Raw genomic sequence first — 13795 nt, 5'->3', positions numbered from 1 at the left:
GCGGTGCTGCTCGCGACCAAGATGCAGGGCACCGCGGCCATGCTGCAGGGCGACGCGAAGAAGGCGACCGCGCTGCTCGGCGTCGCGATCGAGTTCCACCGCGGCGGCCGGGAGCTGAACCCGGGCCGGCTGCCGGCGATCGTCGAGCTGTCCATGGTGCTGCTCGCGCAGGGCGAGTTCGAGGAGGCGGAGACGCTGCTTGTCGACTGCCTGCAGGTCTGCCAGGAGCGCGGCGAGCTGTGGCTGCGGTCCTACGCCTGGTACGTCTCCTCCCTCGTCCACCGGGCGACCGGCAGGCGCGATGAGGCGCTGGTGGCGTGCAAGGAGGCGCTGCGCATCAAGCGGCACTTCCACGACGTGCTCGGGATCGTCCTGTGCGTGGACAACCTCGCGACCCTGAACCTCCAGGCCGGTGAGCCGGAACGGACGGCGACCCTCCTCGGGGCGGCCCAGGCCAACTGGCGGACCTTCGGGCTGCCCCAGTTCGGGTCGCCGTTCTTCACGACCGAGCACGAGCAGTGCGTCAAGGAGTGCAAGAAGCTGATCGGCGACGCCGCCTACGACGAGGCGTACGCCGTCGGGACCCGGTTCAGCCTGGGCGACCTCGTCGAGTACGCGCTGGACGACCTCGACGACTTCCACCTGGACTGACCGGGTTCAACCGGGACCGAACGGATTCAACCTGAAACGAACGGGCCGCCGATGTCACCGGCGGTCATTGCCAGGCGCCGACGTACCGGGAGCTGGTCAGCGAGTAGTCCACGCTGCCGCTGATCCAGTACTGCAGGCCTTTCACGTACGCGTCGACGGCGGGCGAGCCGAGCGCCTCGGTGGCCGGGGTGAGCGCCGCCATCGCGGCGACCGCCTCGTCGCGCATTCCGCCGATCCGGTCCATCGCCTCCTGGACCGTGCAGCCGGTGTGCCCGACCAGCACGCTGACGAGGTTGTTGCGGATGTTCGCCTCACCTCGCTCCTTGGCGTACGAGATGAGGTCGTTGTCCCAGACGACCACGTCGTTGGCGTGCTCGGTCATCTCGTGCACCACCGGATGGCGCCACTCGTCCATCGTGAGGCAGACCTCCGCGGCCACGTCGATCAGCGCGAAGACGGTGAGCATCGCGCCGGTCCTGCGGCGCATGAAGATGTAGTCGTCGATTGTGGGAACGACGTCGTCCTCCCGGTTGGCGGCCTCCCAGACCTGGGCGAACAGATAGTCCTTGGTCGTCGCGCGCCACCGGTCGAGCTGGTCGGCGGTGCCGTGTCTCCCGATCCGCGTCTTGATGTCGAGGAGCGCGCGAGCGAAGACGTTCTCGACCGGTTCGTCCCCCTCGTTGTCCTCGACCACACTGTAGAGCTGGGGCAGGGCCCGGGCGATCTCGGCCGCCCGCCGGTCCGACTCGCAGTAGGCGTCGTCGAACGCGAACAGCCACACGCACCAGTCCGTGACGAGCTGGCACAGTTCCCGGGAGGCGTACGGGTAGGTCCGGGCGCCGAGCCATCCGTAGCGAGCGAGCCGGAAACGCTCGAGCTGGTCGTCGTCGGCGATCATGCCGGAGGCGGCCAGCCAGGCCAGCGTGTCTCGGTTCACCTCGTCGACGTGCGGGTTCACCGCACTCGGGAAGGGGCAGGTGAGCGAGGGAAGGCGGAGGGGGCGCCCACTGAGGGAATCCGCTTTCGCAGTAGCCATCCGACAAGCATGGTCCTACCAGATGATCGGCGCCAGCCTTACCATAATTACGGACACATCGGCCAGACAGATCCGCTCAGCCGGATGAACCCTCGATGAGGGTGACGATCTCCGCGTCCCCGAACATGCGGGCGGCGTCGACGGCCGACGGCATCCCGGCGTAGCGATCGGCTCCCAGCTCCAGCAACGCCCGCACGACCTCGGGCTCCTTCTTGAACACCGCGCCGGCGAGCGGGGTCTGCCCGCGGTCGTTGGCGAGGTCGGGGTCCGCGCCCCGCTCGCCCAGGGCGCGCACCGTGGCGGCGTGCCCGTGGTAGGCCGCCAGCATGAGCAGGGTGTCGCCCTTCTGGTTGCGCAGGTTGACGGGCACGCCCGCGTCGACGTACGCGCACAACGCTTCGGTCCGCCCCGACCTCGCGAGATCGAAGAGCCTGGTGGCGAACTCCTCCAGCTCAGGGTCCGGCTCCATGTTCCCCATAGTCCAACGGTAAGGTCGCCGCTACCCCTCCGGAATCGAGCATGGAACAAGCACGGAATCGACCGGGGGTCCCGTAGGTTCACTAGGTAAAGACTTCGTGAGAAAGGCTGGGACACGTGTCCGACCCCACGGATCTCTATCGGCTCGACGGGGACCTGCCCGAGCTGACCGATCCGGTGCTGCTCTACCACTTCGAGGGGTTCGTCGACGCCGGCGCCGCCGGGCGGCTGGCCCTGGGGCACCTCCTCGCCGAACTGGAGCACCGGGTCATCGCGACCTTCGACGTGGACCGGCTGCTCGACTACCGGTCCCGCCGCCCGTCGATGACCTTCGACACCGATCACTGGAGCGACTACGACACTCCTGAGCTGGCGGTCTACCTGGCCAAGGACGTCACAGGCACGCCGTTCCTCATCCTGAACGGCCCGGAGCCGGACCGGGAGTGGGAGCTGTTCACCGAGGCCGTCGGCATGCTGGTGACCCGGCTCAACATCGGCAAGCTGGTGACCGTCCACGGCATCCCGATGGGCGTCCCGCACACCCGGCCGCTCGGCATGACGGCCCACGCCACGCGCCCCGACCTCGTCCACGGGCAGACCAGCCCCTTCGGCAAGGTCCGCGTGCCGGGGAGCCTCGCCGCGCTCATCGAGTTCCGGCTCGGGGCGAAGGGTCACGACGCGCTCGGCTACGCCGTCCACGTGCCCCACTACCTCGCCCAGGCGGAGTACCCGCAGGCCGCCGTGACGGCGCTGGAGGCCGTCACCCGCGGCACCGGGCTGGTCTTCCCCACGGACGCGCTCAGGGACGCGGCCGACAAGACCAACACCGAGATCGAGGAGCAGATCGCGGCGTCCGAGGAGCTCGCCGGCGCCATCCACGGCCTGGAGCAGCAGTACGACGCGTTCCAGTCGGGCGCCGAACGGGAGAGCCTGCTGGCCGAGGAGGCGCAGATGCCCACGGGCGACGAGCTCGCCGCCCAGTTCGAGGCGTTCCTCGCCGAACGGGACGACCGGGACACCTGAGCCGCCGCGGAACCCCCGCCCCGACCCATCCGAAGGACGCCTCGCCCCTCATGCCGCCCTCAGATTCCCCCGGAATTCGCGTCGGATTGACTGGTTTCGGTCCGGCCGGATCCTTTTTCCACGCGCCGCTGATCGCCGCCACGCCGGGACTGCGCCTCACCGCCGTCGTCACCCGCGACCCCGCCAGGGCCGAGCGCGTCCGCGCCGAACACCCCGGCGCGGACGTCGTGCCCGCCGCGGACGACCTGTGGGACCGCTGCGATCTCGTGGTGATCGCGACGCCGAACCGCACGCACGTGCCCCTGGCGACCGAGGCGCTCAAGGCCGGGCTTCCCGTGGTCGTCGACAAGCCGCTGGCCGGCGCCGCCGCGGAGGCCCGCGACCTCGTACGATTCGCGCGCGACCGCGGGCTGATGCTGACGGTCTTCCAGAACCGGCGCTGGGACGGCGACTTCCTGACGCTGCGCCGGCTGCTGCCCGAGCTGGGCGAGGTCCACCGGTTCGAGTCACGGTTCGAGCGGTGGCGGCCGGCGCCCAAGGGCGGCTGGCGCGAGTCGGGCGGCCCTGAGGAGATCGGCGGCACTCTCTACGACCTCGGCAGCCACCTGGTGGACCAGGCCCTGCGGTTGTTCGGCCCGGTCTCCCAGGTCTACGCGGAGACCGACGTCAGGCGGGCCGGAGTGCGCAACGACGACGACGCGTTCGTCGCGCTGACCCACCGGAGCGGGACCCGCTCGCACCTGTGGATGAGCGCGGTGGCCGCGAACCTCGGCCCGAGGTTCCGGGTGCTCGGCTCCCGCGCGTCGTACGTCAAGTGGGGGCTGGACCCCCAGGAGGAACGCCTGCGCGCGGGCGAACGCCCGGACGCCGCCGACTTCGGCCCGGGCAGGGATTCCGGCGCGGGCACCGGATGGGGCGCGGAGGCTTCAGGAGGCTGGGGCACACTCGGGGTCGAGGGCGACGCCCGCCCGGTGCCCACCGAGCCCGGGGCGTACCAGCGGTTCTACGAGGGCGTCGTGGCCTGCCTGCGGGACGGCGCGCCGCCCCCGGTCGAGCCGGACGACGCCGCCGAGGCCATCGCCGTCCTGGAGGCCGCCGCCCTCTCGGCCGCCCGCGGCCAGGTGGTCACCCTTCCCGATCGGGAGGAATAGCGCCGGCTCACTCCGGGGCCCGCGCCGCGGGAGCGTCCGAGGCGGTGGCAAGCCTGCGGGCGACTTCGATCACCGTCTCGCGGCGGCGGTCCAGGGCGGCCTGCTCGGTCTCCTCGTCCAGAACGAGGCGGCACATCCCGGGCACCGCGAAGTTCCAGGAGATCAGCCCCATGATGGTGAACAGCAGGTCCTGACAGGCGCGGACCCGCGCGTTCTCGGGAAGGTGGTTGACCGCGCCCGCGTCCACGAGTTGGTGGACCTTCTCGCGGAAGGCGTCACGCCGCTCCCGCTCGCCCTCGCCGGGTGCGTCGCACGCCTCCAGCGCCTCCCACAGCAGCAGCCTGATCAGCTCCGGGTGTTCCCGATACCAGTCGAACATCTGCCCGACCGACTGGCCCACCGCGTCGGGATCGATGGAGACGGAGACGCGGACCTCCTCCAGCTTCGCCCGCAGGACGGCGGCGAACAGCTTCTCCTTGCTCCCGTAGTAGAGGTAGATGGCCTGTTTGTTGGCCTTGGCGGCCGTCGCGATCCGATCGACCCTGGCCCCGGCCAGGCCGTGCTCGGCGAACTCGGCGGCGGCGGCGGCGAAGATCCTCCGTCTGGTGTCCTCCGCGTCGTAGGCCATGCACGAATTAAACCATCCGGTTGACTCCTCCCCGTCCAGGCGGCAGTATCGGGTCAGCAATAAAACAACCAGATGGTTTATTTCACCGAAAGGCTCTCTCATGAGCACTGTGACACCCATCCCCGTCCGGCCGTCGCTGCCGAGCGCCCTCTCCGGCACGACCGCCGTCCTCATCGGCGGAAGCTCGGGCATCGGACTGGCGGCGGGCGTCCTGCTGCGTTCGGTCGGCGCCCGCGTCGTGCTGGTCGGCCGCGACCCCGACCGGCTGAAGGCCGCCGTCTCCCGGGTGCGCGGTGCGGGCCCGGCAGAGGACCCCGCCGACGCCGTGCTGGGCGTTCCCGGCGACGGCGGAGACGAGCAGACCCTCGCCGAGGCCTTCGACAGGGCGGGTCACGTCGACCACGTGTACGTCACCGCCGGCGGCCTCAGCGGCATCGGCCCCCTGACCGCGCTGTCGGCCGACGACATCCGCACGACCCTCGGCTCGGGCCCCCTCCAGACGGTCTTCGCCGTCGCCCGCGCGTCGGCGGCCCGGCTTCCCGCGGGAGGCTCGCTCACGTTCAGCTCGGGCATCCTCGTGGTCCGCCCTTATCCGGGGATGACCGTCCCGCTGTCACTCGCCGGCGCCGTGGAGACCCTCACCAAGGCCCTCGCCGTGGAGCTCGCCCCCGCACGGGTGCGCGTGAACACCGTCCGCTACGGCCGGATCGACACCCCGCTCCTGCGTTCACTGCCGGGGCTGGACTCCGACGACGCGGTCGCCGCCGCCGGAACGTCCACCCCCCTCGGCCGCTTCGGCACCGCCGAGGAGGCCGCCGCCACGGCTGTCTTCCTCATGGCCAACAACTACGTCACCGGCCAGGTCATCACCGTCGACGGCGGCGAAACCCTCACCTGACCCCGCTTCCGGCGGCGGCCGGAGGTCAGTCTCGGAGGCGGGCGCGCAGCGCGTCGGTGTCGGCGTCGGTCCAGCCGTGGGTGTGCAGCCAGCCGAGGGGGCCGTCGAACCGGTCGTCCAGCGTCGACAGGAACTTGTCCATGTACTCGGGCCGCGGCAGGTGGCTGTCGGCCGGCTTCGAGTCGAGATCCTCACGGTAGGTGCGGCTGGCGCGCAGCCGGGCGAGGATGCCCTCCAGCCGTTGGCCGGTGGCGACGTAGTCCTGGACGATCGCCTCCCGGGTGGCGCCCGCGACGGCGAGCGCCAGGGCGCAGACCACTCCGGTGCGGTCCTTGCCCGCCGCGCAGTGGACCACGGCCATGCCGTCGTCACGGGCGAGCACCCGCAGGGCGGCCACCACCGAGTCGGGCCGGTCGCGCAGATATCCGTAGTAGTAGCCGGTCACGCGGAGTTCGGCCAGGTCCTCCTCGTCCCGTTCGCCCTGCCACGGCAGGGCCCTGTCGTCGATGGTGTCGGCCTCGACGTCGGTGAGGTGCCCGCCCTCCGCGAACAGGCTGTGGTGGTGGATGCCGACCTCCGGGAGGAGGGTCAGCGGACCGGGCCCCTCCAGGCGTACCTCGGCCTCCGACCTCAGGTCGACCACGTGCCGCAGCTTGAGGTCGCCCACGAGCAGTGCCACGTCGCCCTCGGTCAGGCCCTGCAGGTTGTCGGCCCGCAGGATCCGGCCGGGCACCGTGGTCCCGCCGTCCGCGGTGGGCAGCCCGCCGAGGTCCCGTACGTTCGCCGCGCCTTCCAGAACGATCCAACGCTCGTATGCATTCATCAAGCCGAGCCTATCCGTCCCTCTATGACGGAAGAATGAGTGCAGAGTGAAGATCTGCGCCTGCTGTCGCATCGGTCCCGCTACCCGCCTCAACGTCCCTCCCGGGAAGAACGAGGCGCGTGATGTGCGGCACCCCAGGGTCGTGCGGAGCCCGCGGGCCTGGGGTGCCGCCAGCGGTCGCCCAGCTCCGCGAACTCGTCGAGGTCGGCGGCGACGTGCTCGTCTCCGGCGAGCCGGGCGAGCAGCTCGACCCCCTGCGCGGCAGGAACAGCGGCTGCCGAGAGGTGACGATCACGGCGCAGCCCGGCTCCGGCGGGATCGTCCCTCGCGCCGCCCGCGGGCCCGACACCGCCGACGAGGGCGCGAGCGTGGCCCAGGTCAGGGCGCCGGCGAGCGGACGGCCGTACGCCGGGGACGTCGTCGTCGCGCGTGGACGGGAGCATCCGTCAGGTCCTCAAAGGCGTGCGGTCGACGTCGGACGGCTTGGAGAACGGGCAGGGCTACGGTCGCGATTCAACCGGAACGGGAGCGACTGTTACGCCTGACGGTCAGGTTCTTCCCCAGTGTTCGCCAAACAGCCGTAATGTATGGCGTCGCGGACGCTTCTCGATCAGCGGTCTCGGCGGAGTGATCGGAAGCGGGGCCGCCACGGACCCGCACCAGGCAGCCACACCCCAATGGAGGACCCGGATGGCACGGCCGGCTCACCGGTTGACCATGGCCGCTCTCGCCCTCGCCGTCAGCGGCGGGACCGCGGCGCTTCCCACGGCGCCGGTCCACGCGGAGTCCCTCACGGCCGCGAGCACCGCGACCGCTTCGTCCTCCGCCGCCCGAGGACTCGCAGCGGCCTCGGCGACCCGCGGGCACCGCGCGGCCGCGCCGGAGCCCGGTGGCGACTCGCCCGTGCAGCACCGCCTGGTCGGCGCGTGGACCACCTCGACCGACCGGATCACGGCGGCCCTCGGCGGGCAGACCGTGCGGATGGTCGTGCGCGCCAGCGTCGGCGGCGCCGGCATGCGCCTGCGCCTGTCCAACGTCTTCGGGGCGGCGCCGGTGACGTTCGCGAACGTGCACGTGGGCGTCCAGGCGTACGGCGCCGAGATCCTCGCGGGGACCAACCGGCCGGTGACCTTCCGCAAGGGCGCCTCGGTGAGGGTGCCGCCGGGCCAGGCCGTCTGGAGCGACCCGATCCCGGGCCGGATCGCCGGCGGCTCCGCCCTGGTCGTCAGCCTCCACCTGCCCGGGACGGTCAGGGGTGTGACCGGGCACGAACGCGCCTACAGCACCACCTACCTGTCCGACCCGGGGGACCACGCGGCGGAGGAGAGCGGCGCGGGCTTCACCTACACCAGCACGCAGTGGTATTTCCTCGATCGGATCGCGGTCGAGGCGGGCGGGGCCACGGTCGGTTCGTTGGTCGCGTTCGGCGACTCGATCACCGACGGCGCGGGCCAGGCGGTCGACGCCAACCGCCGCTGGACCGACTACCTGCGGCAGCGGCTGGCCCATCAGTCTCCGTCGCGGCGGTTGGGGGTGCTCAACGCCGGCATCGCCGGGAACCGGCTGCTGCACCCCAACGTCGGCCCGAGCGGTCTCAGCCGGTTCTACCGCGACGCGCTGTCCCAGCCGGGGGTGCGCACCGTGGTGGTCTACGAGGGGATCAACGACATCGCCCGGGGCGACTACACCTCGATCAAGCCGCTCGCCTACGGATACAAGAGGTTGATCCGCGAGGCGCACGCCCGCAATGTCAAGGTGCTGGGTGCCACGCTCACCCCCTTTTACGGCTGGAGCACCTGGACTCCGGAGCGCGAGGAGATCAGGCAGCGGCTGAACACCTGGATCCGCACGAGCGGGGTGTTCGACGCCGTCCTCGACTTCGACCGGGCCGTACGCGACCCCGAGTTCCCCGAGCAGCTGGCCGTCTCGTACGACTCGGGCGATCACCTGCACCTGAGCGACGCCGGGCGGCTCGCGCTCGCCGACGCGGTGAACCCCCGCCTGCTCTGATCCCGGAACGGCCGCGGGATCGCTACCGTGTGACCATGGTCGCCCCCCTTGAGTCCGACGACCGGCGCACGCTCGGCGGGTTCCGTATCAGCGGACGTCTCGGCGAGGGCGGCCAAGGCGTGGTCTACCTGGGTTATGCGCCCGACGGCGCTCCGGTCGCGGTGAAGGTACTCAAGACCGGGCTCGACCCCGTCGTCCGGGCACGGCTGGCGCGCGAACTCGACGTCCTGCGCGGTGTCGCTCCCTTCTGCACCGCCAGGGTGATCACGGCGATGGTGGACGGGCGCGAGCCGTACGTCGTGAGCGAGTTCGTCGACGGCCCCTCGCTGCAGCAGCGGGTGACCGCGTCGGGACCGCTGCGCGGAGGCGAGCTGGAGCGGCTCGCGGTGGGGACGGCGACCGCACTGGCGGCGATCCACGGCGCGGGCATCGTGCACCGCGACTTCAAGCCGGGCAACGTGCTGCTGGGGCCGGACGGTCCCCGCGTGGTCGACTTCGGCATCGCCCGTCAGGGCGAGAGCGAGACGATGACCGCGGGCCCGGTGGGCACCCCGGCCTACCTGGCACCCGAGCAGATCGCGGGCCATCCGGCCACCCCCGCCTCCGACGTGTTCGCGTGGGGAGCGACGATCGTCTTCGCCGCCAGCGGCCGGGCGGCGTTCGGCGCCGGCAACGTCGCCGCCGTGCTGCACCGGATCATGACGACCTTCCCCGACCTGACCCCGGTGCCCCCGCCCCTGCGCGCGCTGGTCGAGCGCTGCCTCGCCAAGGACCCCGCCGCCCGCCCCGCCGCCCGCGACCTGCTGCTCGAACTGGTCGGCTCCGCGCCCGGCCCGGTGCGTACGGGCGCGACGGCGAACGGCGTCCCTCCCGGCGGGCCCGCGCAGCCGTACGATCCGTCTCCGTGGACCGCGGCCTCGCCGTCGACGGGTCCCGCCGGGAAGCACGGGGCGGCCGGGGAGCACGGGGCCGGGAAGCACGGGGCCGGGGAGCACGGGGCGGCCGACACCGTTCCCGGTGGCCGCCGGGGCGGATCGCGCACCCGGGTCCTGGCCGGGGCCGGCGCCGCCGTCGCGGCTCTCGGGATCACCGCCGCGCTGCTGGTCCCGCGCCTGGCCGCGGTGTCCGGCGGCCCGTCCCCCACGCCCCCGGCGAGCGCCCACGCCCAGAGCACGTACGCGGCGGACCCGACGCCGACCGCCCCCGAGCCCGGCGGCACCGGCGGGGCGGACCCGGCGACCGCCTCCGCACCCGCGGGCATTCCGCAGGCGTTCGAGGGGAAGTGGCGGGGGCACATCGCGCCCACCGCCGGCCTCCTCACGAGCGAGTACGACATCGAGATCGAGTTGAAGCACGGCAAGCCGTCCGGCAGGTGGAAGGAGCCCGCGAACTCCTGCGAGGGCACGCTGCGGCTGACCGCGGCGTCCGGCTCGGCGCTCACGTTCCGGCTGGAGGACGTCCCGCAGTGCGTCCCGGGCGACGTCGTGCTCACCCGCAAGGGCGCCGCCCTCGCCTACCGCCACACCGACGACCTCGGGCTGTTCGCCTACGAGGGGACCCTCACCAGGGACTCCTGATCTTCGGGTTCCGGCGGGGCGGGGCCGTGCTGCCGCGAACCACGAGGGTGGTGCCGAGCTCGACGTGCGTCTCGGACGGTCTTTCCCCGTCGGCCAGCGCCAGCACGATTCGCGCGGCGGTGGCGCCGATCTCGAAGAACGGCTGGCGCACCGTGGTCAACGGCGGCGCCACCCAGGCGCAGTGCTCGATGTCGTCGAACCCGACGACGCTGAGGTCGTCGGGGATGCGCAGACCGGCGAGCCGGGCGGCCTCGTAGACGCCGAACGCCTGCAGGTCGTTGCCGCACACGATGGCCGTCGGAGGGTCGGGCCGGGTCAGCAGCTCCGCTCCGAGGTCGCGGCCGTGCTCGAAAAGGAACGGCCCGTCGCGCATGAGCCGTTCGTCGAACGGGACGCCGGCGGTGTCCAGAGCGGCGCGGAACCCGTCCAGCCGCGCCCGCGAGGCCAGGAAGCCGGCCGGCCCGGTGATCACGCCGATCCGCCGGTGCCCCAGCTCCAGCAGGTGCCGCGCGGCCGCGAGCGCACCGCTCCAGCCGGTCGACCCCACCGACGGCGTGGGATTCACGTCCCCGGTCGGGTCCAGCGCCACGAGGGGGACGCCACCGGCCTCGAACAAGTCGCGGTGCTCTGTGGTGACCCCGGAGACGACGGCGACCACCCCCACCGGCCGCCGCAGCAACAACGGCTCCACCCAGGGCAGGCCCGCCGTCACGCGCGAGCGCACGTCGGTGAAGCCGACGACCAGATGACGGGAGGCCGCGACCTGCTCGACGCCCCGCATGATCTCGAGCGCGATGGAACCCAGCATGTGGCTGAACACCACCTCCAGGCCGTGCGCCGGCGCGGCGGGCACCGGCCTGCGATACCCGTGCTCGCGCAGGAGCGCCTCCACCCGCAGACGGGTGCTCTCTCCCACGCCGGCCCGGCCGTGCAGCACCTTCGAGACCGTCGGCGGTGAGACCCCGGCGAGCTGGGCGATGTCGGCGACGCTGAGGTCGCCATGCCGAGGTTCTCGGCGCCTTCGCGACCGGTCTCCCTCGATCATGAGCCGAGTCTACGGGACGGGGCTCGTACGGCGTCTCGACGTTCTGCGACGACGCCTGGAGTGCGGCCACGCCCACCGCCACCTGCACGAGCCCCTGATTCCCCGGCCCCTGACGGGCTACCGCGGAGATCCGGCCGGGACCGGTGTGAGCACGGTGACGCCGGGTAGTGCGAGCGCGTCCACGCACAGGAGGAAACCCATGGCAACCGACGTCATCAGCCTGATCAAAGAAGATCACCGCGACGTGGAGTCGCTGTTCGAGCGGCTCCGGAAGATGCCGGAGAACCGGCCGGCCCTCCTCGCGGAGCTGGCGGCGAAGTTCATCGCCCACAGCGAGGGCGAGGAGGACGAGGTCTACCCCGTGCTCGCCAAGCGGCAGCCCGAGGAGAAGGAGGAGGTCCACCACGGCACGGAGGAGCACCACGAGGCCGAGGAGATGATCTCCCAGCTCCTGGAGACCGCCCCGGAGAGCCCCGAGTTCGACACGCTGCTGCACGAGCTGATCGAGGCGGTGACGCACCACGTCGAGGAGGAGGAGAACGACATCCTCCCGGTCCTGGAGAAGGCCGTCCCCTTCGAGGAGCGGGTGCAGCTCGGCAAGGCCTTCAGCAAGCGGAAGGCCGAGGTGCTGGCCGCTCCGATCAAGCCGCGCTCGCGGACGAAGGACGAGCTGTTGCACCAGGCCAGGGAACTGGGCGTCGAGGGTGCGTCGGGGATGAGCAAGGGCGAGCTGGCCGCCGCCGTCAAGCAGAAGAAGCAGGCGCGGGGCTGAGCACGCCCGCGTCGCGGCGCTGTCCGCCCCTGCGGACCGTCAGAGGCAGGCGTACAGCGCCGCGACCATGGGCTTCCACCTCGGGTCCGGGCCGGCCGCGCTGACGACGAGGCGGCTCGGCGTGTAGGCCAGGGCGACCCCCGCGTCAGGGTCGGCGAAGGCGAGCGCCCCGCCCGAGCCGCTGTGCCCGAAGGCGCATGGGTTCGGCGCGAACGGCCGGATCTCGCAGGGCAGCATGTAGCCGAGCGCGAACCTGGTCTGCGCCAGCAGGACCTCGTCGCGCCCCTCGCTCCGGGGCGCGACGGCCCGGCCGAGCACGTCGGGGCCGAGGAGCGCGCCCGCGCGACCGGCGGCGCGCCTCCGGCACGACACGAGCCTGCCGTACAGCGTGGCGAGAGCCCTGGCGGTGGCGTGCCCGTTGGACGCGGGAATCTCGGCGGCCCGCCAGCGCGCGGTGTTGGCCAGACCGGGCGTGAGCTGCTCGGCCGGGTTGCAGAAGGCCGTCATCGTGACCGAGCCGGGCTCGGACATGGCGCCGGTCAACGGTGACGGCGTGGCGTCCGGCCCGGCCTCGGGCGGGGCGAGGTAGGCGGCGCGTCCCGCCTCCGAGGCGGGCAGGCCGATCCACAGGTCGGGTACACCCAGCTCGTCGCGGACCAGGTCGCGCAGCCGCCGCCCGCCCACCCGGCGCAGCACCTCGCCGACGAGCCAGCCGAACGTCACCGCGTGATACCCGTGCCGCTCCCCCGGCGTCCACCACGGGCTCTCGGCCGCGAGCGCGGCCGTCATCGCGTCCCAGTCGAACAGGGAGCCCGGCGGCAGCTCCCGGCGGACGGCGGGCAGCCCCGACCGGTGCGCGAGCAGGTCGGCGATGGTGGTGGCGGTGGCGAACCCGGGCCAGTAACGGGCCACGGGGGCGTCCAGATCGAGCAGCCCGCGCTGGACGTACAGGTGCGCGAGCGTCGCCAGCACCCCCTTGGACACCGAGAAGACGTTGACGACCGTGTCCCGCTCCCAGGGCCGTACGCCGTCCGGGTCGGCCGTGCCCTGCCAGAGGTCCACGACCATGCGTCCGCCCGCGTGCACGGCGAGGGCCGCGCCGCCTTCTCCGCCGCCCGTCTGCCTGAACGCGTCGGCGACGGGCGCGAAGGCCGGATCACACCACATGAGCGCTCCTCCAAATTACTCAACCTAAGTTGCGAAACCATGGTTGAGTATTGGAGCATCCGGAGGTGGTGTCAAGCGATCTGACCCTGCTGTTCACGGCCCTCGCCGCGGCCTGCGACGCCGAGGTGCGCGCCCTGATGGCCGCCTCGGGGCACGACCAGGTGCGCACCGTGCACGGATACGTGTTCCAGCACCTGCTCACCGGCCCCGTACGGGTGTCCGACCTGGCCGGGCTGCTCGGCATGACCCCCCAGGGCGCCTCAAAGGTGGCGGCCGAGATGGAGCGCATCGGCTACGTGGCACGCCGGGCCGACCCCGGCGACCAGCGGGCACGAATGATCGAGCTGACCCCGCACGGCAGGGCCGCGGTCGAGGCGGGCCGCGCCGCCCGCGAGGCCGTGTCCGCCCGGATGCTCGGCCTTCTCGACCAACCGGAGGAGTTCCTGGCGTCGCTCAACCGCCTCGGTGACGAGACCGGCGCGCTGCGCGAACTCCTCGCCCGCCGGCTGCGCCCCTGATCGGCCGCGCGACCCGCGG

15 protein-coding genes are annotated in these 13795 nt (G+C 72.3%); 9 read left to right on the top strand and 6 right to left on the bottom strand.

Annotated elements, in window-relative coordinates:
- On the top strand, window positions 1-651 hold a 651-nt coding region (locus tag FH610_RS41260; RefSeq protein WP_139580685.1), incomplete at its 5' end, for a tetratricopeptide repeat protein.
- Window positions 652-715: 64 nt separating this feature from the next.
- Here the strand turns inward: FH610_RS41260 and FH610_RS41255 are convergent.
- Both FH610_RS41255 and FH610_RS41250 read right to left on the bottom strand, forming a co-directional pair.
- Window positions 716-1588: a 4-epi-cubebol synthase gene (locus FH610_RS41255; RefSeq protein WP_139580684.1), complete on the bottom strand. Its 873-nt coding sequence runs from the start codon at window positions 1586-1588 to the stop codon at window positions 716-718.
- A 175-nt stretch (window positions 1589-1763) separates the two neighbouring features.
- Window positions 1764-2165: an ankyrin repeat domain-containing protein gene (locus FH610_RS41250; RefSeq protein ID WP_139580683.1), complete on the bottom strand. Its 402-nt coding sequence runs from the start codon at window positions 2163-2165 to the stop codon at window positions 1764-1766.
- A 116-nt stretch (window positions 2166-2281) separates the two neighbouring features.
- On the opposite strand from FH610_RS41250, the gene FH610_RS41245 reads away from it, so the two are divergent.
- Window positions 2282-3187 carry a proteasome assembly chaperone family protein gene (locus FH610_RS41245; protein WP_139580682.1) on the top strand — a complete coding sequence of 302 codons (906 nt, stop codon included), beginning with the start codon at window positions 2282-2284 and terminating at the stop codon, window positions 3185-3187.
- Between the two features lie 50 nt (window positions 3188-3237).
- Window positions 3238-4338 (top strand): Gfo/Idh/MocA family oxidoreductase, encoded by a 1101-nt coding sequence (locus tag FH610_RS41240; protein WP_139580681.1) that lies wholly within the window; start codon window positions 3238-3240, stop codon window positions 4336-4338.
- Window positions 4339-4345: 7 nt separating this feature from the next.
- On the opposite strand, the gene FH610_RS41235 is transcribed toward FH610_RS41240, so the two are convergent.
- Window positions 4346-4966: a TetR/AcrR family transcriptional regulator gene (locus tag FH610_RS41235; protein WP_139580680.1), complete on the bottom strand. Its 621-nt coding sequence runs from the start codon at window positions 4964-4966 to the stop codon at window positions 4346-4348.
- A 100-nt stretch (window positions 4967-5066) separates the two neighbouring features.
- Between FH610_RS41235 and FH610_RS41230 the strand changes: the two genes are divergently transcribed.
- Window positions 5067-5864 carry an SDR family oxidoreductase gene (locus FH610_RS41230; RefSeq protein WP_139580679.1) on the top strand — a complete coding sequence of 266 codons (798 nt, stop codon included), beginning with the start codon at window positions 5067-5069 and terminating at the stop codon, window positions 5862-5864.
- A 25-nt stretch (window positions 5865-5889) separates the two neighbouring features.
- Here FH610_RS41230 and FH610_RS41225 read toward each other — a convergent pair whose 3' ends face one another.
- Window positions 5890-6687 (bottom strand): tyrosine-protein phosphatase, encoded by a 798-nt coding sequence (locus tag FH610_RS41225; RefSeq protein ID WP_139580678.1) that lies wholly within the window; start codon window positions 6685-6687, stop codon window positions 5890-5892.
- A 164-nt stretch (window positions 6688-6851) separates the two neighbouring features.
- Between FH610_RS41225 and FH610_RS41220 the strand changes: the two genes are divergently transcribed.
- The 3 genes from FH610_RS41220 to FH610_RS44070 all read left to right on the top strand — a co-directional run bounded on the left by FH610_RS41220 (window position 6852) and on the right by FH610_RS44070 (window position 10274).
- Complete coding sequence (locus FH610_RS41220; protein ID WP_139580677.1) at window positions 6852-7232, top strand: hypothetical protein; 381 nt, start codon at window positions 6852-6854, stop codon at window positions 7230-7232.
- Window positions 7233-7377: 145 nt separating this feature from the next.
- Complete coding sequence (locus tag FH610_RS41215) at window positions 7378-8697, top strand: SGNH/GDSL hydrolase family protein (RefSeq protein ID WP_139580676.1); 1320 nt, start codon at window positions 7378-7380, stop codon at window positions 8695-8697.
- Between the two features lie 35 nt (window positions 8698-8732).
- The gene (locus FH610_RS44070; RefSeq protein ID WP_240809503.1) at window positions 8733-10274 is read left to right on the top strand and encodes a serine/threonine-protein kinase; all 1542 of its coding nucleotides are present in this window, start codon (window positions 8733-8735) and stop codon (window positions 10272-10274) included.
- Here FH610_RS44070 and FH610_RS41205 read toward each other — a convergent pair.
- Window positions 10258-11319 (bottom strand): LacI family DNA-binding transcriptional regulator, encoded by a 1062-nt coding sequence (locus tag FH610_RS41205; RefSeq protein WP_139580675.1) that lies wholly within the window; start codon window positions 11317-11319, stop codon window positions 10258-10260. The two genes, FH610_RS44070 and FH610_RS41205, sit on opposite strands and share 17 nt — an antisense overlap.
- A gap of 199 nt (window positions 11320-11518) precedes the next feature.
- On the opposite strand from FH610_RS41205, the gene FH610_RS41200 reads away from it, so the two are divergent.
- Window positions 11519-12091, top strand: coding sequence for a hemerythrin domain-containing protein (locus tag FH610_RS41200; protein WP_161628213.1), 573 nt, complete (start codon window positions 11519-11521; stop codon window positions 12089-12091).
- A gap of 39 nt (window positions 12092-12130) precedes the next feature.
- On the opposite strand, the gene FH610_RS41195 is transcribed toward FH610_RS41200, so the two are convergent.
- The gene (locus tag FH610_RS41195; protein WP_139580674.1) at window positions 12131-13258 is read right to left on the bottom strand and encodes a serine hydrolase domain-containing protein; all 1128 of its coding nucleotides are present in this window, start codon (window positions 13256-13258) and stop codon (window positions 12131-12133) included.
- A gap of 65 nt (window positions 13259-13323) precedes the next feature.
- Between FH610_RS41195 and FH610_RS41190 the strand changes: the two genes are divergently transcribed.
- A complete protein-coding gene (locus tag FH610_RS41190) occupies window positions 13324-13776 on the top strand; it encodes a MarR family winged helix-turn-helix transcriptional regulator (RefSeq protein WP_205826423.1) in 453 nt (150 codons plus the stop codon).
- Window positions 13777-13795 lie beyond the last annotated feature (19 nt).

The sequence above is a fragment of the Microbispora catharanthi genome, from assembly GCF_006334915.2.
In the GTDB taxonomy this organism is placed as follows: Bacteria; Actinomycetota; Actinomycetes; order Streptosporangiales; family Streptosporangiaceae; genus Microbispora; species Microbispora catharanthi.
This window is presented reverse-complemented; position numbering and strand designations above follow the sequence as displayed.